Origin of the sequence: Aeromonas sp. R4-1 (genome assembly GCF_040908325.1) — a bacterium.
Lineage (GTDB): Bacteria > Pseudomonadota > Gammaproteobacteria > Enterobacterales > Aeromonadaceae > Aeromonas > Aeromonas veronii.
Map to the genome: position 1 here is coordinate 24,957 of NZ_JBFODM010000039.1, position 24,227 is coordinate 49,183.

Sequence of the window (24,227 nt, forward strand, 5' to 3'; positions counted from 1 at the left end):
TGGCCTAACCTCTTGCCCCCGCCGGTCAATGATTGGCGGGGGCGAACTCTGTAAAGGAACAACAGATGCGATTGGGAATTCTCGATTGTGACCGGCTCGATCCCGATCTGGCGGATCGTTTTGGCCCCGTTTACTCCGAGATGTTTATCAGGGGCTTTGCGGCCCTGGCCCCCGAACTGGAATTTCGGGTCTGGTCGGCTCTTGATGGGGAATTGCCGGAGGATCTGCACGAGTGCGATGCCTGGCTCATCACAGGCTCGCGCCACGACGCCTATAGCGATATCCCCTGGATTCAGGCACTGCGGGCGTGGATCCGTCAGGCGCACGATGCCGACGTCAAGCTGGCCGGTGTCTGCTTCGGTCATCAGGTGATCGCCCAGGCGCTGGGCGGCGAGGTGGTGAAGTCTACCAAGGGGTGGGGACTGGGAGTGTCGGTACATCCCATGTTGGCAGATGAGCCCTGGATGGCACCGGCGCGGGATCAGATCCGCATTCTGGCCAGCCATCAGGATCAGGTGGCCCTGCTGCCGCCGGGGGCAACCCGACTGGCGGGCAACGATTTTTGTCCCAACTTCATGTTTTTGCAGGGGGATCACATCGTCGCCATTCAGGGGCACCCGGAGTTCTCGGTGGAGTACAACCGGGCGCTGATCGAACGGCGCCGTGGCCTGCTGCCCGACGAGCGTTACCAGAGCAGCCTCTCCTCGCTGGAGGGGGAGGTGGATTCGACCACCATGATGCAGTGGTTGCTGCAGTTTTTGGGGATCCTGCCGCTGCGGGCTGGCGCGGCCTGAGCCCGGTTTGTCAGCGACCCCCTTCGGGTGCTAGATTTTGTAGCAAAATGAAGGATCAAGCGCTGCGATGTCGGGATCGGGTGATACACTGGCCGCCCTTTGTGGCGGCCTGTTTGTCTGGCGTGATCGCCGCACCAGCTTGAGAGGGTGAAGCCTTGAAACTACAGCAATTGAAGTACTTGATCGCGATCCGGGACCACAACCTCAACGTCTCGGTGGCATCCGATGCGCTCTATACCAGCCAGCCTGGGGTCAGCAAGCAGATCGGCCTGCTGGAGAGCGAGCTGGGAGTGCGGATCTTCGAGCGCCGTGGCAAGCATCTGCACCGCATCACCCCGGTGGGTGAGGAGATCATCAAGTGTGCCGAGGCGATGCTCAATATCGAGAGCAAGATCAAGGCGATCTCCCGCGAGTATCTGGATCCGACCGTGGGCACTCTCAATATTCACACGACCCACACCATCGCCCGCTATCTGCTGCCCAAGTCGGTCACCTACTTCACCAAGAAGTATCCCAAGATCTCGTTCCACCTCCATCCGGTGATGTCGGCGAGCAAGGAGCAGATCAGCAAGGGTTACTCCGATTTTTCCATCGTTGCCCACGAGATTGGCTTCGACAAGGAGCTGATCGCGCTGCCCGCCTACCTCTGGACTCTCTCGCTGGTGGTACCGCAGGATCACCCGCTGGCCAAGGTGAAGAAGCCGACGCTGGAGCAGCTCTGCCACTACCCCATCCTCAGCTACGAGAGTGGCGCCACTGGTCGTCAGGTGCAGGACGAGGTATTCCATGCCGCCGGTCTCACCCCGAGCTACTACATGACGGTGATGGACGCCGGGGTGATCAAGCGCTACGTGGAGCTGGGGTTTGGCATCGGCATCATCTCCTCGCTGGTGGCCAACGACACCGACAGCCCCGGGCTGGTCTCCATCAATCTGGAGCATCTGTTCAAGCCCTGCCCGGCGCAGATCTGTTTCAGCAAGAGCATCCTGCTGCAGAACTATATGTATGACTTTATCAGCTCCTTCTCGCCCCATCTCACCAAGGAGGTGATCCAGAGTGTGATGCAGCAGCCGAGTCAGGCGCGCATCGACGAGCTGCTGGCCGGGGTGGAACTGCCCATCTATTGATCCCGGTCGGATTCCCGATCCCTGCCGGTTGTCTCTTCTGTCAGGCTGGGCTCTACTCGGGGTTCAGCCTGTCTCTTTTGGGCTATCTCCATCGTCCGAGGTCTCTATGTCCCGCATTCTGCTGCTTGCCAATCTCAACTGTGATCATGTGCTCTCCCTCTCCGAACCTCTGGTGGCGGGGGCCCGGCTGCAATATGTGGATCAGGGGCGCAGGCTGGGAGGTGGTGCCGCCAATACCGGCATAGGGCTGGTGTGGGCGGGCCACGAGGTGACCATTGCTTCCCGTATCGGGCTGGACGAGACCGGCGACTGGCTGCTGGAGCAGGCGGCCGGTTACGGGCTGGATTGCAGCCATGTGGAGCGCTTTGGCGGCGAGACCGGCGAGCTGCTGATCCTGGTGGACTCCACCGGCGAGCGCACCATACTGCGCCGCCCGCGGCGTCCCGACCTGCCCGGCGATCTGCCGCTGGAGGGGATCGACTGCCTCTATGTGAACTATCCCGGCACCGCCATCATCAGCTACATGCGCCAGATGCTCGGCAAGAGCTTCGTGGTGGCCCAGTATCCCAAGGGCGGCCAAGCGCGCCGCCCCTGTCATGTGCTGGTGGCCTCCCGCTCCGATCTCGGCGAGGTGAGCGACCCCTGGCAACATGCCCGCCAGCTGGCGGGGGAGCAGCTCGAATGGCTGGTGTTGACCGAAGGAAAGGCGGGCGCGGTGGCCATCCATGGCGACGAGCAGATCCGGGTTGCCGCCCGGCCGGTCTCGGTGGTCGATACCACGGGGGCGGGGGATGCCTTCGCCGGTGGCCTGATCCACGGTCTGGCGCGGGGCATGGCCATCAAGGATGCGTTGCAGTGCGCGGTGGACTGGGGCGCGTTTGCCGTCGCCTCCGAGAGCTCCATCCCCTCGGTTGCCCTGAAAAACTGGCTGAAACAACCCCACTGAACCACCTTGCTGGCGGTCGATTCAGGGGCGGTTCGCGGGCCATATGGCTGCTGGTCGAAGGGGCTTGGTGAAGGAGACTATTCGGGAGATTTACCCGCCATAAAGCGGGTAAACGCCGGGCTAACCCGGCAAGTTTGCGATCAATCAAAGAAAGTGTCGATTTATGTGCATCTTCATCGACACCCGGTTGTGCTGCTCTTAACCTGTCACTCCGCAACTCAGATTAAGAGACAGGCCCCCTCTGGCGAACCAATTGGCAAACAGAGGCAAACCGGTTGTCTCCTGCCTCTTAGCTCAACGTTGTCGTCCTGATTCCTGGCTTGTAGTAAGAGGCAAGTGCGACCATGCAACTGACACGATTTACCGACTACGCCCTGCGTACCCTGACCTTCCTGGCGGTTCAGCCGGGGGATCGTCTGTCGACCATTACCGAAGTGGCCGATACCTTCGGCATCTCTCGCAACCACGTGGTCAAAATTGTGCACCAGCTTGGCATCAAGGGGTACATTGAGACGGTACGCGGCAAGCACGGTGGCATCCGCCTCGGTCGCTCTGCAGTCTCCATCAACCTGCGGGATGTGGTGATGGACATGGAGCATGTGCTCTGTCCGGTCGATTGCAAGCGCGAGAACTGCCGTCTCTCCGGTGGTTGTCGCATTCAGGGCATTCTGCGCCGCGCCATGAACGCCTTTCTCGAAGTGCTGGGCGAGTACACCTTGGCTGATGCGGTGCGCGATCCCAACCGTCTCTGCCACCTGCTGGGTATCGAGCAAGAGACTATTGTGACCATGGCCTGACGGGGCGCGGGATAACGAACAAGATGTGAAAGGGGCCTGATGGCCCCTTTTGCTTTTGTACGCAAGTGGTTTTTAACGACTGCCTGGCTGGCGGATCAGGGTAATGGCGCCGTGCAGGCAGGCGAGGCCACAGGCACCGCAGCCATTGCAGGCATCCATATTGACGTTGATGCCATCGGCCGTGGCCTTGATCGCCTGTTGCGGGCAGGCATCTTCACAGAGCAGGCAGTAGAAGCCCTGCCGTGCCTGACAACTCTCTTCAATCTGCACCCGGGTCTGCACCTGACGGCCCAGTTGCAGGTCGAGGGCGCCGGTGGGACAGGCTCTGGCGCAGCTGCCGCAGTAGCTGCACTGGCCGCAGGCGAGATCGAGCACCGGGGTGCCGGCAATCGGGCTCCCCTCATACTCCTCTTGGGTGGCCGGTTTGAGCAGACCGCGCGGGCAGGCTTTGAAACACTCGCCACAGCGGGTGCAGAGGGAGAGGTACTGGGACTCCTCGATGGCCCATGGCGGGCGCGCTTCATGGCAAACCACGGCGGGCTTGCGGGAAGCTTGCCAACCTTGTGTCAGCCAACGGAGGAAATAGTGAGTCATGCTCGCCCCTGATACCTATTAGGGGTTAATTTTATCGAAGTTTCGGGAAGCAGGCCAGAGAATAGCGGCCGTCAGGATCGCAAGCGCAGTTGCCCTTGTGTAAGCTAGGCGGGTCTTTTTACGTGGTTGAATGAAACATATGTGGCTATTTCTCTGGCGTGCGTCCCTGCTCTATGTCTTTCCCCTGCTGATGTGGGCCTACTGCCGCATCAAGGATATCGAGTTCGCCGAGCTCGATACCGGCGTCAACACCCACAAGTGGGTGGTGCTGGCCGCCTACCTCATCTACGTGGTGATCTGGATCCTGGTTAACCGCTATCTCGAACTCTTCCTGCGCCAGCGGAGCCGCAAATGATTGACCCCGGACTCTGGGGGATCTTGTTGCCTGCCGCCGTGCTGGCCCTCGGGCTTGGCTGGCTGATCGGGCGACGGGCCGCCACGGCGCAGGCTCAGGAGCTGCTGCTGGCGCAGGAGCGGCATCAAGCGTTGCAGGATCGCTTCGACGAGTTGCAGGATGAGCGCATGCAGGGCCAGCAGAAGCTGGATCAGCAGCAGACCCTGCTCATCAAACTCACCGCCCGACTCAAGGATGCGGAAGCGACCCTGCGCAGCGAGCGGCTGGCTGCCGCCGAGAAGCTGCAACTGCAACAGGAGACGGAGCAGCGCCTAATCCAGCAGTTCGAGAATCTCGCCAACCGGATCTTCGAGCAAAACTCCGGCAACTTCCGCGAATTGAACCAGAATAGCCTCGATCTGCTGCTCACACCGCTCAAAGAGCAGCTCGAGGGCTTTCGCCGTCAGGTAGGTGAGACCCACGCTCAGGAGACGGCCCAGCGCCATAGCCTCAAGTTCGAGCTGGAGCGTCTCGCCGAGCTCAACGCCCGCATGACCGAAGAGGCGGCGGCGCTGACCCGCGCCCTCAAGGGCGACAGCAAGCAACAGGGCAATTGGGGGGAAGTGGTGTTGGCGCGGATCCTCAGCGAATGCGGCCTGCGCGAGGGCCACGAGTACCACACCCAGGTCAATATCGAGGTGGAGAAGGGCAAGCGCTACCAGCCCGACGTGATTGTCCACCTGCCGCAGGAGAAGGACATCATCATCGACGCCAAGGTGTCGCTGACCGCCTACGAGCGCTGGTACAACGCCGATGACGAGCTGGAGAAGGCGGTGGCGCTGAAAGAGCACGTCGCCTCGGTGCGCAACCATATCCGCGAGCTGGGCCGCAAGGATTACCAGCAGCTGCCCGGAGTGCGCACCCTCGACTATGTGCTGATGTTCGTGGCGGTGGAGCCCGCCTTCCTCACCGCGATGGAGGCCGATCCCTCGCTGGTGCGTTACGGTCTCGACAACAACATCCTGTTGGTGAGCCCCACCAACCTGATGGTAGCGCTGCGTACCATCGAGAACCTGTGGCGTTACGAGCGGCAAAACCAGAATGCCCGCCAGATTGCCGAGCGGGCCGGTCGCCTCTACGAAAAGCTGCGGCTGTTTGTCGAGGAGATGCAGCAGATGGGCGGCAGCCTGCACAAGGCGCAGGAGAGCTACGACAAGGCAATGGGACGGCTGGTTAACGGCCGTGGCAACCTGATTGCGCAGGTCGAGCGTTTCCGCGAGCTGGGGGTGGAGGTGACCAAGAGCCTGCCCGAGCCGCTGGTGGAGCGGGCACTGGAGCGTGACAAGGAGCAGGAGTAGTTTTTACCTGCACCGTCATCAGCCAAGGTCCAAACCCGGTTTGGGCCTTTTGCTATCTGCCTGCTTGCCCAGTGCTTACCTATCATCTGAAATCCGCAAAGCAAACGGCCCACCGAAGTGGGCCGTTTTTATTTGCAGTGCAGGTGTGGATCAGCGGCTGGCTGCGCGGGTGCTCAGTTCGGCTTTCTCGCTATCGCTCAGGAAGGCCAGGGTCAGGCCGTTCTGCTGGGCAGTGCGGATTTCGCTGGCGGTCATACCCGCGGCCGGGGCAGCCACCTCATATTCGTGCGGCAGGTCGATCCCTTCCACCGCCGGGTCATCGGTGTTGAGGCAGGCCAGCACGCCGGCGGCCAGGAACTGGCGGATCGGGTGCTCGGTCAGGCTCGCTACCGTGGTGGTCTGGACGTTGGAGGTGAGGCAGGATTCGATGCCGATGCGGTGTTCGGCCAAATAGGCCATCAGGGCTTGATCCTGAATCGCTTTGACGCCGTGGCCGATACGCTCGGCGCCCAGCTCGCGAATGGCCTGCCACATGCTCTCGGGGCCAGCGGCTTCACCGGCGTGTACGGTGACGCGCATGCCTGCATCGCGCACCTTGCGGAAGTGGTCGACAAAGAGTTCGCCCGGGAAGCCCAGCTCGTCACCGGCCAGATCGATGGCGACCAGCTTGTCGCGGTGAGCCAAGCAGGCGGCCAGCTCCTGATTGCACTGCTCGGTGCCGAAGGTGCGGCTCATGATGCCGATCAGGTTGGTCTTGATACCGAAGTCGCGGCTGCCTGCGGCCACGCCGTCGATGATGGCTTCAACCACGCCTTGCGGGTGCAGCTTATGGGCCATCGCCATATAGGCCGGACTGAAACGCAGTTCGGCATAGTCGATACAGGCGTGCAGCAGATCTTCCACGTTCTCGTAGGCGACCCGGCGGCAGGCATCATAGTCAGCCAGCACGGCAACACCCCAGTCCAGCTTCTTCAGGAAGGCAACCAGACTCGGCTCGTTTTCGACGATCTGTACGTGGGGGCGCAGCGCTTCCAGTTCGAAGGCGGGCAGCTGGATATTGTGTTGGCGACCCAGCTCGAGGATGGTTTGCGGGCGGATGTTGCCGTCCAGATGGCGGTGCAGGTCGGTCAGGGGGAGAGATCTGTCAATCATGGGGGCGCCCTCGTCGAGTCAGGTTTGAAAGCCTGCCATTCTAGGCGGGGCTTTCAAAAAAGATACCCCGTTTATGGTTAAACGGGGTTCTGGCGGGCGGTGATTTGTCAGGGCGTGATGGGAATCGTTTTTCCCCGGGACTCAGGAGAGATCGAGTTCCTTCAGCTTGCGGGTCAGGGTGTTGCGGCCCCAACCGAGCAGGCGGGCTGCCTCCTGCTTGTGGCCGTGGGTGTGTTCCAGCGCCGTCTCCAGCATGATCCGCTCGAACTGGGGCATGGCATCGGCCAGGATGTCTGTCTCTCCCAGCGCCAGCTTGCTGGCCACCCACTCCTGCAACTGTTGCTGCCAGCAACCGGGCAACGCCGGTTGACCCGGTTCGGCGTTGTGGGTGATGGGGGTGAGCAGCTCGGCAGGCAGATCGCCCACCAGAACCTCCTGCCCCGAGGCCATCACGGTAAGCCAGCGGCAGACGTTCTCAAGCTGGCGCACGTTGCCCGGCCAGGGCAGGCGGCTGATATAGGCCTGGGTATCCGGGTGCAGGCTCTTGGCCTCGACGTTCAGCTCTTTGGCTGCGCGCAGCAGGAAGTGACGAGCCAGCTGGGGGATATCCTCACGACGTTCCTTGAGGGCGGGGATGTGGATTCGGATGACGTTGAGGCGGTGGAACAGATCCTCGCGAAACTCGCCATCGGCGACCCGTTTCTCCAGATTCTGGTGGGTGGCGGCGATGATCCGTACATCCACCTGCACCGGCTGGTGGCCGCCGACTCGATAGAACTGGCCATCGGCCAAGACCCGCAGCAGCCGGGTCTGCACATCCAGCGGCATGTCGCCGATCTCGTCGAGAAACAGGGTGCCGCCGTCGGCCTGCTCGAAGCGGCCATGGCGGATGTTGTTGGCGCCGGTGAAGGCCCCCTTCTCGTGACCGAACAGCTCCGATTCGATGAGATCTTTCGGGATAGCCGCCATGTTGAGGGCGATGAAGTTCTTGTGGGCGCGCGGGCTGTGCTTGTGCAGGGCGTGGGCGACCAGCTCCTTGCCGGTGCCGCTCTGGCCGTTGATCAATACCGAGATGCTGGAGCGTGACAGGCGACCGATGGCGCGAAACACCTCCTGCATCGCCGGTGCCTCACCGATGATTTCGGGAGTGGCGGTGGCTTCTTGCTGGCGAGACTTGCGCTTGGTGCGCTGTTCCTTGAGATGATTCTCGGCGCGGCGCACCAGGGTCACGGCTTCGTCGATGTCGAACGGTTTGGGCAGGTACTCGAAGGCGCCGCGCTGGTAGGCGTTGACCGCGCTGTCGAGATCCGAGTGGGCGGTCATGATGATGATGGGCAGATCGGCCTGACGGCGGTGGATCTGCTCCAGCAGGCTCAAACCATCGATGCCGGGCATCCGGATATCGGAGAGGATCACATCGGGCGAGCGCAGCTCAAGGGCGTGCAGCAGGGCTTCGCCATCGGCAAAGCTCTCGCAGTTGAAGCCTTCGCTGCCGAGAGTGCGCTCCAGCACCCAGCGGATAGAACTGTCGTCATCGACGATCCACACTTTGGCGGTCATGGGGTTCCCTTACTTGCGAAGCGGTAGAAAAATGGTGAATTCGGTGTGACCCGGCCAGCTGATGCAGTCAATTCGCCCCTTGTGCTGATCGATCAGGTTCTGGGCGATGGAGAGGCCGAGCCCGGTTCCCCCCTCCTTGCCGGTGATCATCGGGTAGAACAGGGTGTCGCGAATGGCATCGGGAATACCGGGGCCGTTGTCGATGATCTTGATCTCCGCCGCCAGCCGGTAGCGCTGGCCGTGGATGGTGATCTGGAATGCAGTGCGGGTTTTGATACGAATAAGCCCGGTCTGATCGCCCAGTGCTTCGGCCGCGTTGCGCACTATGTTGAGAAACGCCTGCTGCAGCTGATCCGGCTCCATCTCGAATTCGGGGATGCTGGGGTCGTAATCCCGCTCGATGCGAACAGAGGGGGGGAGTTCGAGCTCCACCAGTCGGCGTACCTGCTCCAGCACCGAATGGACATTGTGCATCTGGTGACGGCCGGGGCGCTGGGGGCCGAGTAGCCGATCGACCAGTACCCGCAGCCGATCGGCCTGTTCGATGATGATGCCGGTATATTCGCGCAGGGCCGGATCCGGCAGCTCTTTTTGCAGCAACTGGGCCGCGCCGCGCAGGCCGCCGAGGGGATTCTTGATTTCGTGGGCAAGCCCGCGCACCAGCTCCTTGGCCGCCAGCTGTTGGGCATGTTGCTGCTGCTCCTGACTGATCTTCTTCTGCTGGTCGATCTTGCGCAGCTCCACCACCAGCAGACGCTGTTCGTGGTCGGCCATCGGGGTTGCGCTCAGCTCCACCAGTCGCGGTTCTCCCTCTACCACCAGAGTCACTTCGCTATCGGTAAAGCCTTGCCCTGACACGAGGCACTGCTTGAGCCGCTGCAAATCGAGGGAGATATGTTCCAGCAGATGGGGCAGTTCGATGCCGATCAGCCGGCGTTCACTGAGGGAGAGCAGCTGTTCAGCCGCCGGGTTGACGAACTGGATGCAGAGCCGCTCATCCATCAGGATCACTGCGGTCAGCAAATTATCCAAGAGTGTTTTGGCGTTGTCCGAGCGGGTTGGCACAGGTTTCTCCCTAAAACGGTGCTACACACCTGTTATGCACCGATATGGTGCATAGAGTTTACCCGCATCGGTGCGCTATATCACCCCTAGTCGGCTTTGGGGGTGGGTTTGGGAGCCGGCGTCACGCTCGCTCTATGCAGGTAAAAGGTGACTGCACTGGATTTAGCAAGGATCGTACCGTCTTTGGCGAGCAGCTCGAGCTGAGCCTCGTGGGCGCCGCGATCGACGTTTTCGACGCGGACAGAGAGGCTGTTGCTGACGATGGGGGCGGCTTTGCCATCCAGGGTCAGGCGCACATCATACTGGGTCGGAGGTTTGGGGCTGATGGTGCCCTGAAAGACGATGTTGCCTGTGTTGTCGCGCAGGGTGCTGCCCTGTTCCGGGGAGAGCAGTTCGATGGTCAGCTTGGCCGCCTCTTTCTCTTTCTTGGCATCGGCGCCAGTCAGGCTGTTGAAGTTATCCACCTGCACCGATCTGGGCGCGCTGCTGCCCAGCAGCGGGGCGACCCGCAGATCGACCTCTTTGGCGTTTTTGCCGGGTGGTGGCGCATCCGAGTAGTGGGTGATGCCATTGCCATCGACCCAGGAGTAGACCTTGGCCGCGTCCGCAGCGAACGAGGTCAGCAACAGGAGGCTGAGCACCCCTATGCCATGCTTGTTGTTCATCCATCTCTCCTTGACGGTATTTTGCTTAATCCTATCAGAGAAAAAACCCGCCAGATGGCGGGTTTTGTCACGATTAAGCAAGCTGACCTGATTTAATCGGCCAGTCTGCTGAGACTTAGACGGAGTAGTACAGTTCGAACTCCAGCGGGTGCGGGGTCATGCGCACACGGTCAACATCCTGCTGTTTCAGTTCCAGATAGGAGTTGATGAAGTCATCGCTGAACACGCCGCCACGGGTCAGGAACTCGCGGTCAGCATCCAGAGCGGCCAGGGCTTCGTCCAGAGAACCGGCAACGGTCGGCACTTCTGCGGCTTCTTCTGGCGGCAGGTCGTACAAGTTCTTGTCCATGGCATCGCCCGGATGGATCTTGTTGATGATACCGTCCAGACCGGCCATCAGCTGGGCTGCGAAGGCCAGGTACGGGTTGGCAGCCGGATCCGGGAAGCGCACTTCGATACGACGGGCTTTCGGGCTCGGTACCACCGGGATACGGATGGAGGCAGAGCGGTTGCGGGCAGAGTAGGCCAGCATGACCGGTGCTTCATAACCCGGAACCAGACGCTTGTAAGAGTTGGTGGTCGGGTTGGCGAAGGCGTTGATGGCCTTGGCGTGCTTGATGATACCGCCGATGTAGTGCAGAGCCATCTCGGACAGACCGCCGTACAGGTCACCAGCGAACAGGTTGACGCCGTTCTTGGCCAGAGACTGGTGGCAGTGCATGCCGGAGCCGTTGTCACCGAACATGGGTTTCGGCATGAAGGTCACGGTCTTGTTGTAGGCGTGGGCCACGTTGTGGATCACGTACTTCAGTACCTGCACTTCGTCAGCTTTCAGCGTAAGAGTGTTGAAGCGGGTAGCGATTTCGTTCTGACCGGCAGTAGCCACTTCGTGGTGGTGAGCTTCAACGACCTGGCCCATCTCTTCCAGCACCAGACACATGGCGGCACGGATATCCTGGGAGGAGTCGACCGGTGCAACCGGGAAGTAACCGCCTTTCACGAACGGACGGTGACCCTTGTTGCCATGTTCATAGGCAGTGCCGGAGTTCCATGCGGCTTCTTCAGATTCGATTTTCACGAAGCTGTGGCCCATGGTGTTGGAGAAAGTAATGTTGTCGAACATGAAGAATTCCGGCTCCGGCCCGAACAGCACGGTGTCAGCGATGCCGCTGGACTTCAGGAAATCTTCTGCACGTTTGGCGATGGAGCGCGGATCGCGGTCGTAGCCCTGCATGGTGGCAGGCTCCAGCACGTCACAAACGATGTTCAGGGTGGTCTCTTCGGTGAACGGGTCCAGCTTGGCGGAGGCTGCGTCCGGCATCAGTACCATGTCGGATTCGTTGATGCCCTTCCAGCCGCCGATGGAGGAACCATCGAACATCTTGCCGTCTTCGAAGAAATCTTCATCAACCTGGTGAGCAGGGATGGATACATGCTGCTCTTTACCCTTGGTGTCGGTAAAGCGCAGATCAACAAACTTGACTTCGTGTTCCTGGATCAGGGCCAAAACGTTCTGGGCTGACATGCTAAGTAACCTCCGGTGTTAAAACTCTCTGGGTGAATGCGTCGTCGTATTCACATAAGCCAGTATCGTGCCAAGTTTGTGACAGCTTGATTTCAGGGCAATCTCGCTGAAGAGGCTCCCCAAAATCAGGCGGTCTCGACTCGCGTTGCATCAATTTAGTGCGATGGTGGATCGTTTTGGTGCACTGTAATGGTGCGCGAAATACGGTCACCGCCCATCTAAGCAGGGTTTGTCAGAGAGGTCTATGATCCAGATCTGTTGTTATGCGCGAATGTACTGCAATTCTGCTAGGCAGATCACAAAGGCAAGAGTACAATTAGCGCCCAATTTTACCCGGTGATTGAGGCGAGAATGTTAGAGAATTTACGCAATATTGCGATTATTGCGCACGTTGACCACGGCAAAACGACTCTGGTTGATAAGCTGCTGCAGCAGTCCGGCACCCTGGACCGCTCCACGGAAGGCCAGGAACGGATCATGGACTCCAATGATCTGGAACGGGAACGTGGCATCACCATTCTCGCCAAGAACACTGCGATCCGCTGGAATGACTACCGCATCAACATCGTTGATACCCCGGGTCACGCCGACTTCGGTGGTGAAGTAGAGCGCGTACTGTCCATGGTTGACTCCGTGCTGCTGCTGGTTGACGCCGTAGACGGCCCGATGCCGCAAACCCGTTTCGTGACCCAGAAAGCGTTCGCTCAGGGTCTGAAGCCGATCGTGGTCATCAACAAGGTTGACCGTCCGGGTGCTCGTCCTGACTGGGTAATGGATCAGGTATTCGACCTGTTCGACAACCTGGGCGCGACTGACGAACAGCTGGATTTCAAAGTTGTTTACGCCTCTGCACTGAACGGTTGGGCCACCATGGATCAGGACGTCGAGTCCGAAAACATGGAGCCGCTGTTCCAGGCTATCGTTGACAACGTTGAAGCGCCGAAGGCTGATGCCGAAGGTGGTTTCCAGATGCAGATCTCCCAGCTGGACTACAACTCCTACGTGGGCGTTATCGGTATCGGCCGTATCACCCGTGGTCGCGTCAAGACCAACCAGCAAGTCACCATCGTTGGTGCTGACGGCAAGACCCGTAACGGTAAAGTCGGTCAGGTGCTGGGTTACCTGGGTCTGTCCCGTACTGAAGTTACCGACGCGCAAGCGGGTGACATCATCGCTATCACCGGTCTGGGCGAGCTGAAAATCTCCGACACCATCTGTGACAACGGTGCCGTTGAAGCCCTGCCGCCGCTCTCCGTTGACGAGCCGACCGTGAACATGACCTTCCAGGTCAACACCTCACCGTTCGCCGGTAAAGAGGGCAAGTTCGTGACCTCCCGTAACATTCTGGAGCGTCTGAACCAGGAGCTGGTCCACAACGTGGCCCTGCGCGTGGAAGAGACCGATGATCCGGACAAGTTCCGTGTATCCGGTCGTGGTGAGCTGCACCTCTCCATCCTGATCGAGAACATGCGTCGCGAAGGTTACGAACTGGCAGTGTCCCGTCCGGAAGTAATCCTGCGTACCGTTGATGGCGTTCTGCAAGAACCGTTCGAAACCGTAACTGTGGACGTTGAAGAAGCGCACCAGGGTTCCGTGATGGAGCAACTGGGTCTGCGTAAGGGCGAAATGACCAACATGACTCCGGATGGCAAGGGTCGTGTCCGTCTGGACTTCATGATCCCGAGCCGTGGCCTGATCGGTTTCCAGACCGAGTTCATGACCATGACCTCAGGTACCGGTCTGCTGTACCACACCTTCGACCACTACGGTCCGCATAAGGGTGGCAGCATTGGTGAGCGTCAGAACGGCGTGCTGATCTCCAACGCTACCGGTAAGGCTCTGACCTACGCCCTGTTCGGTCTGCAAGACCGTGGTCGTCTGTTCATCGGTCACGCGACCGAAGTGTACGAAGGCCAGGTGATCGGTATCCACTCCCGTTCCAACGACCTGACTGTTAACTGCCTGAAAGGCAAGCAGCTGACCAACATGCGTGCCTCCGGTACCGACGAAGCTCAAGTGCTGACTCCGCCGATCCGCATGACTCTGGAACAGGCTCTCGAGTTCATCGATAACGACGAACTGGTAGAAGTGACTCCTAAGAACATCCGTATCCGCAAGAAATTGCTGACTGAGCTGGATCGTAAGCGCTCTGGCCGTGGTTAATGCCATGTGCTGAGCCTCGGCAGCCTTCGTGGCCGCTGACGGTTCACTGATAAACGGACCCAAACCTCTGGTTTGGGTCCGTTTTTTTATGCTTGTGATCCGCTCTGGCCATCCTGATGAGTTCGTTCAGGCCATCAGCAATGGATGATGAGTGGGCTGATAAGCGGCGAACGAAAGTCGTGGGGATGGTGAGATAAAAAAACCGCAGCGGGTGAACGCTGCGGCTTTTTGCTGGCAGTGAGGAATTACTGGCGCCAGAAGGAGGGGAAGAAGAGCACGGCGACCGTCAGGATCTCCAGTCGTCCCAGCAGCATGCCGAATGACAGCAGCCATTTGGCCGATTCCGGCAGGCTGGCAAAGTTGGTGCTGGGGCCGACCACCGGGCCCATGCCCGGGCCGACGTTGGCAACGGCGGTGATGGAGCTGGAGATGGCCGTCAGGGGGTCAAGCCCGATGGCACCCAGCAGCGCGGCTATCACCAGAATGATGGCGAAGTAGGCCAGCACGAAGGAGATCATCGAGCGGATGATGGCGTCATTGACCGTCCGGCCGTTGTACTTCTGGGGGAAGACGGCAGAGGGGTGCATCAGCTGGCGCATCTGCTTTCTGAACAGGGCAAATGCCACCTGTACCCGGAAGATCTTGAGACCACCCGCAGTGGAGCCGGAGCAGGCCCCCAGCGCCAGCAGCACGATGAAGACGATGCTGGCGAGCGGTCCCCAGGTGCCGAAGTCACCAAGACCGTAGCCGGTGGTGGTGAGCACCGAGACGATGTTGAAGCAGCTGATGCGCAGGGCATCCCAGAAGCCGAACAGGTCTCTCTCCCACAGATAGAAGGTCATGATGACGGTGACCCACACGACCAGCCAGAAGAAGCCACGCACCTGGGCATCCTTGAACAGGCTGTTGTCCCTGTGGTTGAGGCTCTGCACATAGAGCAGGAAGGGCAGGCCGCCGAGGAACATGAACAGGGTGCCAATCCAGTGGGCCGAGTTGGAGAAGTGGGACATGGATTGATCGGAGGTGGAGTAGCCGCCGGTACTGAGGGTGGTCATGGCGTGGTTGATCGCCTCGAACATGTTCATGCCGCTGGCCCAGTAGGCCATGAAGCAGAGCATGGAGAGCACCAGATAGACCACGACGATGTTGTTGGCGACCGTCTTGGCACGCGGGGCGCTTTTATCCGACCAGTCCGAGCTCTCGGTCTGGAACAGCTTCATGCCGCCGACGTTGAGGTAGGGCAGCACGGCAACTGCCATCACGATAAAGCCAACCCCGCCCAGCCACTGCAGGATGGAACGCCACAACAGGATGCTGTGGGCCATGTTGTCGAGGCCGGAGAGCACGGTAGAGCCCGTGGTGGTTACCCCCGACATGGTCTCGAAGTAGGCGTCGGTGAAGTTGATGTGGGTGATGAAAACAAAAGGCAGGGCGCCGAAGGCGCAGGCCACCACCCAAACCGAGGTGGTGAGCAGGAACATCTCCCGCACCCCCAGATGAAACTCCGCTTTGCGGCCGTAGTGGAGGCAGAGCAGGGCGGCGCCGTGGGTGATCAGCACGGACTTGAGAAACTCGACAAATCCCTCTGACCCGGTGAGCAGTGCCAGCAAGGTGGGCAGCCACATGAAGAGCGCCAGCTTGGAGAGCACCAGCCCGAGGGTGAAGATAATGGGACGCAGCTTGATCATGTTCGATAACCTGGTCGTTGATTAACAAAAGACCCGGACCATCCCCTTGGGGGAGCTGAGCCGGGTCTGGTTTGACAGCCTGTGCGCATGAAGACGTTACAGGAAGAAGGGGCTTGGCTGGAATAGCCGCTCCACTTCCGGGATGTACTTCTTGTCCACCAGGAACATGACCACGTGGTCATCCTGCTGGATCTTGGTGCGATCGTGGGCGATCAGCACCTCATCTCCGCGCACTACTGCACCGATAGTGGTGCCCGGCGGCAGCTTGAGCTCGCCTACCGTCTTGCCGACCACCTTGGAGGTGTTCTCGTCGCCGTGGGCAATGGCCTCGATCGCCTCGGCCGCGCCGCGGCGCAGGCTGTAGACGTTGGCGATATCGGCCCGGCGCACGTGGGTCAACAGCGCCGAAATGGTGGCCTGCTGCGGCGAGATGGCGATATCGATGGAGCCACCCTGCACCAGATCGACGTAGGCGCCGCGCTGGATCAGCACCATGGTCTTCTTGGCGCCCATCTTCTTGGCGAGCAGCGCCGACATGATGTTGGCCTCATCCTCGTTGGTCACGGCGATGAAGACGTCGATCTGGTCGATGTGCTCCTCGGCCAGCAGCTCCTGATCCGCCGCATCACCGCAGAAGACGATGGTGTTCTCCAGCAGTTCTGAGAGCTGCTCCGCCCGCTTCTGGTTGCGCTCGATAAGCTTCACGCTGTAGCGCTTCTCCAGCTGGCGGGCGAGACCGGCGCCGATGTTGCCGCCACCGACGATCATAATGCGGCGGTAGGGGCTCTCTAGGCGCTGCAGCTCCGACATCACGGCACGGATATGGCCTGCGGCGGCGACGAAGAAGACCTCGTCATCCGCTTCGATGATGGTGGTACCTTGCGGACGGATCGGGCGGCCCTGACGGAAGATGGCCGCTACCCGGGTCTCGATGTTGGGCATGTGCTCGCGCAGGGTGGAGAGGGCGTTGCCTACCAGCGGGCCACCGTAGTAGGCCTTGACCGCTACCAGACCGACGCGGCCACCTGCAAAATCAACCACTTGCAGGGCGCCCGGATATTCGATCAGGCGACGCACATAGTCGGTCACCAGCTGCTCCGGCGCGATCAGGTGGTCCACCGGTACCGATTCCGGCAGAAACAGGCGATCCCGCTCGGTCAGATAGGCGGGCGAACGGATCCGCGCCACCTTGTTCGGGGTGTTGAACAGGGAGTAGGCCACCTGACAGGCGATCATGTTCGTCTCGTCACTGTTGGTGACGGCGACCAGCATGTCGGCATCCTGAGCCCCCGCTTCGCGCAGCACCTTGGGGTGAGCGCCATGGCCGTTGACCACCCGCAGGTCAAACTTGTCCTGCAGTTCGCGCAGGCGCTCACTGTCGGTATCGACGATGGTGATGTCGTTGTTCTCTCCGGCCAGGTTCTCGGCCAGAGTGCCGCCGACCTGGCCGGCTCCCAAAATGATGATTTTCATAGGGAACGTCTACTCACGTTGAGGCAGTAAAGGGGCATTTCGCCTGCATGGCGATTGCCCCGGAAGAAGCATGTCAGCGTCACAGCTTGACCAGCTTGGCGTAGTAGAAGCCATCCATCTCGGCTTCACCCGGCAGGAACTGGCGACCCGGGTAGTCCGGGGTGTCCTGTTCGTGCAACGGTACCAATTTGGCATCTTTGGTCGCGGCAAGGAAGGCGCGGATCTGGTCGCGGTTCTCTTCCGGCAGGACGGAGCAGGTGGCGTAGAGCAGGGTGCCGCCGCTCTTCAGCTTGCCCCAGAGGGCGTTCAGAATACGGCGCTGCAGCTCGGCCAGCTCGCGGATGTCCTGATCACGGCGCAGCCACTTGATGTCGGGGTGGCGCCGGATCACGCCGGTGGCGGAGCAGGGGGCATCCAGCAGGATGCGGTCGAACTGGCCCTCCGGCCACCACTGTTCCGGCGCTGCGGCATCGCCATGGATCACCTTGGCGCTCAGGCCGATGCGGTCCAGGTTCTCCTGCACCCGCTTGAGGCGGTTTTCATCGGCATCGACGGCAACCACGCCAGCCAGCTTGGGCTGACGCTCAAGCAGGTGGGCAGTCTTGCCGCCGGGGGCCGCGCAGGCATCCAGCACCCACTCGCCCGGTTGCGGGTCGAGCAGTGCCGCGGCCTGCTGTGCTGCACCATCCTGTACCGAGCAGTCACCGACCTCGAAGCCGGGCAGCTTGGTCACATCGCAGGGACGCTCCAGCAGGATGCAATCCTCGCCCTCTTCACCGGCCACGGCATTGATGCCGGCTTCGGCCATGCGAGCCAGCATGGCATCGCGGCTCTGGCGCTGGCTGTTGTTGCGGATCCACATGGGGGGGCGCTGGTTGTTCGCCTCCATGATGAATTCCCACTCATCGTGATAGGCCTGACGCAGGCGCTTGGTGAGCCACTCCGGATGACCAAGGCGAATGCTGGGAACACGGTCAATACGCAGCTGAATGACTTCGGCGCTGCGCTGGAAGTTGCGCAGCACGCCGTTGATGAGGCCACGCAGGGAGGTGCCCTTGAGCAGTTTGACGGCGTTGACGGTCTCGGCCACCGCAGCGTGAGCCGGAATGCGGGTGTAGATGAGCTGATAGAGACCGACCAGGATGAGGTAGTGGAAAATGCGGCTCTTGTTTTTGAGCGGCTTGTCCATCATCTCGTTGACTGCCGCATCGAGGCGGGGCAGCCAGCGCAGGGTGCCGTAGCAGAGTTCTTGCAGGAGAGCGCGGTCGCGAGGTGCAACCTTCTCCTGGGCAGCAGGCAGAACAGCGGAGAGGGATTGACCCTGATCCAGCACCTGTTGAATAACGAGAGCGGCCTGTGCACGTGTTTTCATAGAGTTACCTTAGATGCGCAAGTCGGGGCCTGGGCCCCGCTTGTGTCAATTCAATCCAGTTCAATTCAATTGCGTGCCGGGTTCAAACCAGTCGCGGCGAGAGTTGAGCAGATCCGAAACGGGCATCGCCTTCTTGCCGGGCGGTTGCAGGGTCAGCAGGCGCAGTACCCCTTTGCCGGTCGCGATATCGATCCCCTGTTTGTCGGCCTTGAGCAGGGTGCCGGCGGGTTGGTCGTGGTCGCTATCCACCACTGCGGCTTGCCATACCTTGACGGTCTGGTCAGCCACTTCAAACCAGCTGATGGGCCAGGGGTTGAACGAGCGGATGCAGCGTTCGATGGCAACAGCCTCCATCGACCAGTCGATGCGGGCCTCTTCCTTGGAGAGCTTTTCGGCGTAGTTGGCCAGCGTATCATCTTGCGCCTCGGCAGCGGTTTCACCGGCGGCCATGGCATTGATGGTGTCTACCAGCGCCTGCGGACCCAGCTCGGCCAGCTTGTCATAGAGGCTGGCGGAGGTCTCATCGGCGGCGATTGGGCAGCTTACCTTGCGGATCGTGGCGCCGGTATCCAGTCCCACATCCATCTGCATGATGGTGACGCCGGTTTCGGCATCGCCCGCCCAGATAGAGCGCTGGATCGGTGCGGCACCGCGCCAGCGGGGTAGCAGGGAGCCATGGACGTTGATGCAGCCCAGCCGCGGGGTATCGAGCACCACCTTGGGCAGGATCAGGCCATAGGCCACCACCACCATCAGGTCGGCGCCAAGGGCGGCCAGTTCGGCTTGCGCCTCTTCCTTGCGCAGAGAGGCAGGTTGGTAAACCGGCAGGTTGTGGGCCAGTGCCAGCTCTTTGACCGGGCTGGCGGTGAGCTTCTGGCCACGGCCAGCGGGCTTGTCAGGCTGGGTATAAACGGCAACGACCTCGTGGTCGGAAGACAACAACGCCGCCAGGTGACGGGCGGCGAAGTCGGGAGTACCGGCAAAAATCAGTTTCAGCTTATTCAATGGGGCAGATCCTCAGAGGACTTTGCGATCTTCACGGGCCATCTTTTCCAGCTTCTGGCGAATGCGCTGGCGCTTGAGCGGGGACAAGTAATCCACAAACAGCTTGCCGACCAGATGATCCATCTCATGCTGGATGCAGATGGCGAGCAGATCATCGGCTTCCAGCTCGAACGGCTTGCCGTTGCGATCCAGGGCGCGGATTTTGATCTGTTCGGCGCGAGGCACCAGAGCACGGCTGCCGGGCACGGAGAGGCAACCCTCTTCAATGCCGGTGCTGCCGCACTGTTCGATGACCTCCGGATTGATCAATACCAGAGGATCTTCACGGTTTTCAGAGACATCGATCACTATGATGCGCTGGTGAATGTCGACCTGAGTCGCGGCCAGGCCAATGCCTTCCTCCGCGTACATGGTTTCGAACATATCATCTACAATCTGTTGTAACTCGGGTGTAAAGGTCTCGACAGGGGCTGCAACGGTGCGCAGGCGCTCATCGGGAAAACGCAATACATCTAGAATGGCCATAGTTTTTTCTTTAGTTTCGTATAAATGCAGTCAATATTGGCGTAATTCTAGTCATTTACGCCGACAAAAAACAGCAACACTTTGCGTACAGAAGTAACAGGGAGTGTTATGTATCTGAAGCAAACCATCCTCGCCTGCCTGCTGGTGACCGTGAGTCAGGCAGCATTGGCCGATCAGCTCAGACTGAAAGCGGGTTACCCCGAAAGTTATGTAGTGCAAAAAGGCGACACCCTGTGGGATATCTCCGGCAAGTATCTTTCCGAACCCTGGCTCTGGCCCCGCCTTTGGAACATCAATCCGCAGATTGCCAATCCTCACTGGATCTACCCCGGTGATGTACTGCATCTGAGCTGGGTCAATGGTGAACCCCGGCTCGGCAAGGCGATGCAGGGGGGCAAGCAAGTTATCCGTCTCGGCCCGAAAACCCGTTACGAGAACAAAGCCAACCCCATTCCGACCCTGCCTATCAGCGAGATAGGCCCCTTCCTGCAAACTGACCATATTCTGGCTGACAGCCAGCAGCAGAAAACCTTGCCCTATCTGCTGGGGTCGGATCAGAAGCATATCGGCATGCTGGAGGGGGACACCCTCTATGTGCAGGGCTCCCTGACGCCGGGGCAGGTTTATGGCATTTATCACCCCGGAGTGGTCTACAAGGATCGCGAAACCGGTGAACTGCTGGGCCAGGAGGCGATCTTTGCCGGTGTGGTGCGGGCCGTGGCGCGTCTTGATGGCGATCGGACTGAGGTGACTCTGACTCATAACCAGCGCGAAGTGCTGCAGGGCGACAAGGTGATGCCGCTGCCGGCTCAGGAAAACATGCCCGCCGTCTTCACACCGAAAGCGGCCCCTGCCATCACGCCGGGCTATATCATCGATTTGCCGAACAAGACCCGGGGCGGTGGCAAGTTTGATGTGGTGCTGATCAATCGGGGTGGCCGTGATCAACTGGTCGCCGGGGATGTACTGGATGTCAGACGGCCCGGTGCTGCTCTGGTCACCAAGAATGGTGATGTACAGTACAAGGAACTCTCGTCGGTTTTTAACCGGGTGTTTTACAGCAGTAACAAGAAGGCACCACTGCCCTCTGAAGCGATTGCCCGTGTCATGTTGTTCAAGGTGTATGACAAGCTGAGTTACGGTCTCATCATGCAGAGTAACGACATGGTGAGTGCGGGCTATCAGGTCACTCACTTCTGACGTGAACTACCCCGACGCGCGTCTGGCGCTCTGGCTAACTCTCGATGCGGTCACCGGTATCGGTCCGGTGACCGCTGCACGTCTGTTGGAGCGGGCCGGGGGAAGTATTGAGACCCTGTTCCAGAGCGATGAAGCGCAACTGCATGGTATGGGGTTGTCGTCAGAGCAGATCAAACAACTGCGCTGGCCCTCGCCGGTGGTTGAGCAGAGCCTGGCTTGGGCCGCTTTGCCTGACAATCTCCTTATTCCGCAAGATCACCCGGTTTATCCACCCTTGTTACGGGAAATTCCCGCGGCCCCCCTGTTGCTCTACTGTCGTGGAGATCTTGCTGCGCTGTCGCTACCCCAGCTGGCAATGGTGGGGACACGCCATCCTACCTATGCAGGCAAAGATAATGCCTCCCGCCTTTGTAGCGAGCTGGTTGGATACGGGTTAGCCATCACCTCGGGCCTTGCGCTCGGTATCGATGGTGTTTGCCATCAGCAAGCGCTGGCTTGTGGCGGTATCACCCTTGCCGTGTTGGGTTCCGGGCTGGATTGCCTCTACCCCAAACGCCACCAGGGGCTGGCAGGCCAGATTCTGGAGAGTGGTGGCTTGCTTATCTCCGAGCTGGCGCCGGATAAAGGACCGCTGGCTGAACATTTTCCTCGTCGCAACCGTATTATCAGTGGTCTGTCGCTGGGAACTCTGGTGGTGGAGGCGACCGAGCAGAGTGGTTCGCTGATCACCGCTCGCTATGCGCTTGAACAGGGGCGCGAAGTGTTTGCGGTACCCGGCGCCCCGCAAAATGCCCAGGCGATAGGGTGCAACAGATTAATTCAGCAGGGGGCCAAACTTGTGCTGAGTGCGGCCGATATAGTGGAAGAGCTGCCAGAGTGGGTCGCACGGCCATATCCGCCGGTCATACAACCTGAGCAACCGCATAATAGCGAATTGCCTTATGCCGATTTGTTGGATAACGTAGATTATGAGACCACGAGCGTGGATACCGTTGCCGAGCGGGCCCAGCTTCCTGTCGAAGTGGTATTGGGCAGGTTGGTAGAGCTGGAGCTGGCCGGTGCAGTGATGGCGGTAGCCGGTGGATACGTCAGAGCGAGGAGGGCGAATCATGTTTGATGTATTGATGTACCTTTTCGAGACCTACATCCACAGCGATGCAGATGTGATGGTCGAGCAGGATGAGCTCACCGACGAGTTGAGCCGGGCCGGTTTCGATAAAGAAGAGATCGACAAGGCGCTCGACTGGCTGGAGCGGCTGGCCAATCTGCACGATAGCGAGCGGGAGGTCTATGTCACCGCCAGCGCGCAAGGCTCGATGCGTATCTACGCTCCGCAAGAGCTGGCACGCCTCAGCACCGAGTGCCGCGGCTTCCTGCTCTTTCTGGAACAGGCCCAGGTGCTGAATGCCGAAACCCGCGAGATCTGTATCGAGCGCCTGCTCGAGCTGGACAAGCCGGATATCGAGCTGGATGACCTGAAGTGGGTCGTCATGATGGTGCTGTTCAACGTACCGGGCAGTGAAAATGCCTACCAGCAGATGGAAGAGCTGGTGTTTGATGAGTCAGACGGCGTCATTCACTGACAGTCCGGTGCCGCGCTGGTAGAATTCAGGCCATCTGGATTTCAAGGCGCGGCCCATGTCAAAAATCGATCATCACCTCTTTTCAGCCCACGAACATGCCTTCGAGCGCGAGCCGTGCCCGCAGTGCGGGGCCGAGCTGGTGATCCGCCAGGGCAAACATGGCCCCTTTCTCGGCTGTTCTGCCTATCCTGCCTGTGATTACATTCGCTCCCTGACGCCATCCGGCCGTGACATCGAAAAGGTGCTCGAAGGCTCTGCCTGTCCCGATTGCGGAGAGCCGCTGGCGATCAAGAAGGGGCGTTACGGTCTGTTTGTCGGTTGTACCCAGTATCCGGCCTGTCAGCACATCGAATCCCTGCAGGAGAGCGATGATACCCAGATCCTCTGCCCCGAGTGCGGCAAGGGTCATCTGGTGAGCCGTACCTCCCGCTACGGCAAGCAGTTTTACTCCTGTGATGGCTATCCCCATTGCAAATATGTGGTGAACGACAAACCGATCCCCATGCCTTGCCCCGCGTGTGGCTGGGGCATCATGGTGGAAAAAAAAGTGAGGGGAACTCTGCGTTGGGTCTGTCCGCAAAAGAAATGCGGCCACCAAAGTGAGCAGGTATAATCCGGCCGCCGCAACCGGATTGAAACGTTTTCGGTGAACTTCAACCCCCCACTTGGAGTAAGGAAATTCCCACCATGAATAAACCCTTTGTTGCCGTATTGATGGGCTCTGATTCTGATTTCCCCGTGATGCAGACCACCCTCGAGGTGCTCAAGTCATTTGATATCGCAGTGGAAGTCAAAGTCACCTCCGCGCACCGCACGCCGGCTGCGACCCATCAGTATGTGACCGATGCCGAGGCCCGTGGCTGCAAGGTCTTTATCTGTGCTGCCGGTCTGGCTGCGCATCTGGCGGGTGCCGTAGCCGGCATCACGACTCGTCCTGTGATCGGGGTGCCCATCGATGGTGGCCCGCTCAAGGGGCTGGATGCGTTGCTCTCCACCGTGCAGATGCCGGGTGGTGTACCGGTAGCGACCGTGGCGATCGGCAAAGCCGGTGCCAAGAACGCAGGTTATCTGGCAGCCCAGATGCTGGCAGTAGCCGATGATGAACTGGCGGCCAAGGTTCGGGCCGAACGCCAGAAGAATGCCGAAGAGGTGATGGCCAAGGATGCCGCCCTGCAGGCTCAACTCAAGTAAGTGAATAGGTGGTGATCCGGATGTGTCGTATTTTCCTGTGCAACAGCAAAACGTCACTTTGCCATGGTCGCCGCCATACGGATTCAACTTGCTACTAAGTGACGAGGCGG

At 60.0% G+C, this 24,227-nt stretch carries 23 protein-coding genes; 12 read left to right on the forward strand and 11 right to left on the reverse strand.

The genetic code is table 11. The annotated features are described in order from the left end of the window. The first annotated feature begins 65 nt into the window (after positions 1-65). From AB5Y90_RS06350 to AB5Y90_RS06365, 4 genes are all read left to right on the forward strand, one after another. On the forward strand, positions 66-794 hold the full coding sequence (locus AB5Y90_RS06350; RefSeq protein ID WP_216979890.1) for a glutamine amidotransferase: 729 nt from the start codon (positions 66-68) through the stop codon (positions 792-794). A 155-nt stretch (positions 795-949) separates the two neighbouring features. Then, positions 950-1,921 (forward strand): LysR substrate-binding domain-containing protein, encoded by a 972-nt coding sequence (locus tag AB5Y90_RS06355; RefSeq protein WP_042012323.1) that lies wholly within the window; start codon positions 950-952, stop codon positions 1,919-1,921. Between the two features lie 106 nt (positions 1,922-2,027). Beyond that, positions 2,028-2,867, forward strand: coding sequence for a PfkB family carbohydrate kinase (locus AB5Y90_RS06360; protein ID WP_042079777.1), 840 nt, complete (start codon positions 2,028-2,030; stop codon positions 2,865-2,867). A gap of 344 nt (positions 2,868-3,211) precedes the next feature. Then, positions 3,212-3,664, forward strand: a complete 453-nt coding sequence (locus tag AB5Y90_RS06365) for an Rrf2 family transcriptional regulator (protein WP_005339654.1) — start codon at positions 3,212-3,214, stop codon at positions 3,662-3,664. Between the two features lie 72 nt (positions 3,665-3,736). Here AB5Y90_RS06365 and AB5Y90_RS06370 read toward each other — a convergent pair whose 3' ends face one another. After that, positions 3,737-4,258, reverse strand: a complete 522-nt coding sequence (locus AB5Y90_RS06370) for a ferredoxin-type protein NapF (protein WP_005339657.1) — start codon at positions 4,256-4,258, stop codon at positions 3,737-3,739. A 139-nt stretch (positions 4,259-4,397) separates the two neighbouring features. Here AB5Y90_RS06370 and AB5Y90_RS06375 point away from each other — a divergent pair, with 139 nt between their 5' ends. Together AB5Y90_RS06375 and rmuC are read left to right on the forward strand one after the other, a co-directional pair. After that, positions 4,398-4,613, forward strand: coding sequence for a hypothetical protein (locus AB5Y90_RS06375; protein WP_021231493.1), 216 nt, complete (start codon positions 4,398-4,400; stop codon positions 4,611-4,613). Beyond that, a complete protein-coding gene (rmuC, locus tag AB5Y90_RS06380) occupies positions 4,610-5,950 on the forward strand; it encodes a DNA recombination protein RmuC (RefSeq protein WP_368166707.1) in 1,341 nt (446 codons plus the stop codon). The genes AB5Y90_RS06375 and rmuC overlap by 4 nt, the downstream gene beginning before the upstream one ends. Positions 5,951-6,100: 150 nt before the next feature. Here rmuC and add read toward each other — a convergent pair whose 3' ends face one another. The 5 genes from add to glnA all read right to left on the reverse strand — a co-directional run bounded on the left by add (position 6,101) and on the right by glnA (position 11,917). Then, complete coding sequence (gene add, locus AB5Y90_RS06385) at positions 6,101-7,102, reverse strand: adenosine deaminase (protein ID WP_368166708.1); 1,002 nt, start codon at positions 7,100-7,102, stop codon at positions 6,101-6,103. A 141-nt stretch (positions 7,103-7,243) separates the two neighbouring features. After that, entirely contained in the window at positions 7,244-8,662 is a 1,419-nt protein-coding gene (gene glnG / locus AB5Y90_RS06390) for a nitrogen regulation protein NR(I) (protein ID WP_005339666.1), read from the reverse strand. A 9-nt stretch (positions 8,663-8,671) separates the two neighbouring features. Next, on the reverse strand, positions 8,672-9,727 hold the full coding sequence (gene glnL, locus AB5Y90_RS06395; protein ID WP_005356202.1) for a nitrogen regulation protein NR(II): 1,056 nt from the start codon (positions 9,725-9,727) through the stop codon (positions 8,672-8,674). 86 nt (positions 9,728-9,813) lie between these two features. After that, positions 9,814-10,392: a DUF4124 domain-containing protein gene (locus tag AB5Y90_RS06400; RefSeq protein ID WP_021231489.1), complete on the reverse strand. Its 579-nt coding sequence runs from the start codon at positions 10,390-10,392 to the stop codon at positions 9,814-9,816. A gap of 115 nt (positions 10,393-10,507) precedes the next feature. After that, entirely contained in the window at positions 10,508-11,917 is a 1,410-nt protein-coding gene (gene glnA / locus AB5Y90_RS06405; protein WP_005339672.1) for a glutamate--ammonia ligase, read from the reverse strand. A gap of 351 nt (positions 11,918-12,268) precedes the next feature. Here glnA and typA point away from each other — a divergent pair, with 351 nt between their 5' ends. Further along, a complete protein-coding gene (gene typA, locus AB5Y90_RS06410; RefSeq protein ID WP_005339679.1) occupies positions 12,269-14,080 on the forward strand; it encodes a translational GTPase TypA in 1,812 nt (603 codons plus the stop codon). 245 nt (positions 14,081-14,325) lie between these two features. On the opposite strand, the gene AB5Y90_RS06415 is transcribed toward typA, so the two are convergent. From AB5Y90_RS06415 to def, 5 genes are all read right to left on the reverse strand, one after another. Next, positions 14,326-15,768, reverse strand: a complete 1,443-nt coding sequence (locus tag AB5Y90_RS06415; RefSeq protein WP_005341967.1) for a TrkH family potassium uptake protein — start codon at positions 15,766-15,768, stop codon at positions 14,326-14,328. 96 nt (positions 15,769-15,864) lie between these two features. Continuing rightward, complete coding sequence (gene trkA, locus AB5Y90_RS06420) at positions 15,865-17,241, reverse strand: Trk system potassium transporter TrkA (RefSeq protein ID WP_005339689.1); 1,377 nt, start codon at positions 17,239-17,241, stop codon at positions 15,865-15,867. 79 nt (positions 17,242-17,320) lie between these two features. Beyond that, positions 17,321-18,613, reverse strand: coding sequence for a 16S rRNA (cytosine(967)-C(5))-methyltransferase RsmB (gene rsmB, locus AB5Y90_RS06425; RefSeq protein ID WP_307895745.1), 1,293 nt, complete (start codon positions 18,611-18,613; stop codon positions 17,321-17,323). Positions 18,614-18,673: 60 nt separating this feature from the next. Beyond that, positions 18,674-19,618 (reverse strand): methionyl-tRNA formyltransferase, encoded by a 945-nt coding sequence (gene fmt, locus AB5Y90_RS06430; RefSeq protein ID WP_368166709.1) that lies wholly within the window; start codon positions 19,616-19,618, stop codon positions 18,674-18,676. A gap of 12 nt (positions 19,619-19,630) precedes the next feature. After that, entirely contained in the window at positions 19,631-20,143 is a 513-nt protein-coding gene (gene def / locus AB5Y90_RS06435) for a peptide deformylase (RefSeq protein WP_005357510.1), read from the reverse strand. A 108-nt stretch (positions 20,144-20,251) separates the two neighbouring features. Here def and AB5Y90_RS06440 point away from each other — a divergent pair, with 108 nt between their 5' ends. The 5 genes from AB5Y90_RS06440 (at position 20,252) to purE (ending at position 24,117) form a co-directional block, all read left to right on the forward strand. Continuing rightward, positions 20,252-21,343: a LysM peptidoglycan-binding domain-containing protein gene (locus tag AB5Y90_RS06440; protein ID WP_005339696.1), complete on the forward strand. Its 1,092-nt coding sequence runs from the start codon at positions 20,252-20,254 to the stop codon at positions 21,341-21,343. A gap of 1 nt (position 21,344) precedes the next feature. After that, positions 21,345-22,460 (forward strand): DNA-processing protein DprA, encoded by a 1,116-nt coding sequence (gene dprA / locus AB5Y90_RS06445; protein ID WP_368166710.1) that lies wholly within the window; start codon positions 21,345-21,347, stop codon positions 22,458-22,460. Beyond that, positions 22,453-22,926 (forward strand): DUF494 family protein, encoded by a 474-nt coding sequence (locus AB5Y90_RS06450; RefSeq protein WP_005339699.1) that lies wholly within the window; start codon positions 22,453-22,455, stop codon positions 22,924-22,926. The genes dprA and AB5Y90_RS06450 overlap by 8 nt, the downstream gene beginning before the upstream one ends. A gap of 55 nt (positions 22,927-22,981) precedes the next feature. Then, positions 22,982-23,539, forward strand: a complete 558-nt coding sequence (locus tag AB5Y90_RS06455) for a type I DNA topoisomerase (RefSeq protein ID WP_005339702.1) — start codon at positions 22,982-22,984, stop codon at positions 23,537-23,539. Between the two features lie 74 nt (positions 23,540-23,613). Continuing rightward, positions 23,614-24,117 (forward strand): 5-(carboxyamino)imidazole ribonucleotide mutase, encoded by a 504-nt coding sequence (gene purE, locus AB5Y90_RS06460; RefSeq protein ID WP_005339704.1) that lies wholly within the window; start codon positions 23,614-23,616, stop codon positions 24,115-24,117. Positions 24,118-24,227 lie beyond the last annotated feature (110 nt).

Excerpts from the sequence above, each read along its gene's own strand:
- AB5Y90_RS06350 (WP_216979890.1), top strand. The coding sequence starts at position 66 with ATGCGATTGGGAATTCTCGATTGTGACCGGCTCGATCCCGATCTGGCG.
- AB5Y90_RS06360 (WP_042079777.1), top strand. The coding sequence starts at position 2,028 with ATGTCCCGCATTCTGCTGCTTGCCAATCTCAACTGTGATCATGTGCTC.
- AB5Y90_RS06365 (WP_005339654.1), top strand. The coding sequence starts at position 3,212 with ATGCAACTGACACGATTTACCGACTACGCCCTGCGTACCCTGACCTTC.
- AB5Y90_RS06370 (WP_005339657.1), bottom strand. The coding sequence starts at position 4,258 with ATGACTCACTATTTCCTCCGTTGGCTGACACAAGGTTGGCAAGCTTCC.
- AB5Y90_RS06375 (WP_021231493.1), top strand. The coding sequence starts at position 4,398 with ATGTGGCTATTTCTCTGGCGTGCGTCCCTGCTCTATGTCTTTCCCCTG.
- rmuC (WP_368166707.1), top strand. The coding sequence starts at position 4,610 with ATGATTGACCCCGGACTCTGGGGGATCTTGTTGCCTGCCGCCGTGCTG.
- add (WP_368166708.1), bottom strand. The coding sequence starts at position 7,102 with ATGATTGACAGATCTCTCCCCCTGACCGACCTGCACCGCCATCTGGAC.
- glnG (WP_005339666.1), bottom strand. The coding sequence starts at position 8,662 with ATGACCGCCAAAGTGTGGATCGTCGATGACGACAGTTCTATCCGCTGG.
- AB5Y90_RS06400 (WP_021231489.1), bottom strand. The coding sequence starts at position 10,392 with ATGAACAACAAGCATGGCATAGGGGTGCTCAGCCTCCTGTTGCTGACC.
- glnA (WP_005339672.1), bottom strand. The coding sequence starts at position 11,917 with ATGTCAGCCCAGAACGTTTTGGCCCTGATCCAGGAACACGAAGTCAAG.
- typA (WP_005339679.1), top strand. The coding sequence starts at position 12,269 with ATGTTAGAGAATTTACGCAATATTGCGATTATTGCGCACGTTGACCAC.
- AB5Y90_RS06415 (WP_005341967.1), bottom strand. The coding sequence starts at position 15,768 with ATGATCAAGCTGCGTCCCATTATCTTCACCCTCGGGCTGGTGCTCTCC.
- trkA (WP_005339689.1), bottom strand. The coding sequence starts at position 17,241 with ATGAAAATCATCATTTTGGGAGCCGGCCAGGTCGGCGGCACTCTGGCC.
- rsmB (WP_307895745.1), bottom strand. The coding sequence starts at position 18,613 with ATGAAAACACGTGCACAGGCCGCTCTCGTTATTCAACAGGTGCTGGAT.
- def (WP_005357510.1), bottom strand. The coding sequence starts at position 20,143 with ATGGCCATTCTAGATGTATTGCGTTTTCCCGATGAGCGCCTGCGCACC.
- AB5Y90_RS06440 (WP_005339696.1), top strand. The coding sequence starts at position 20,252 with ATGTATCTGAAGCAAACCATCCTCGCCTGCCTGCTGGTGACCGTGAGT.
- AB5Y90_RS06450 (WP_005339699.1), top strand. The coding sequence starts at position 22,453 with ATGTTTGATGTATTGATGTACCTTTTCGAGACCTACATCCACAGCGAT.
- AB5Y90_RS06455 (WP_005339702.1), top strand. The coding sequence starts at position 22,982 with ATGTCAAAAATCGATCATCACCTCTTTTCAGCCCACGAACATGCCTTC.
- purE (WP_005339704.1), top strand. The coding sequence starts at position 23,614 with ATGAATAAACCCTTTGTTGCCGTATTGATGGGCTCTGATTCTGATTTC.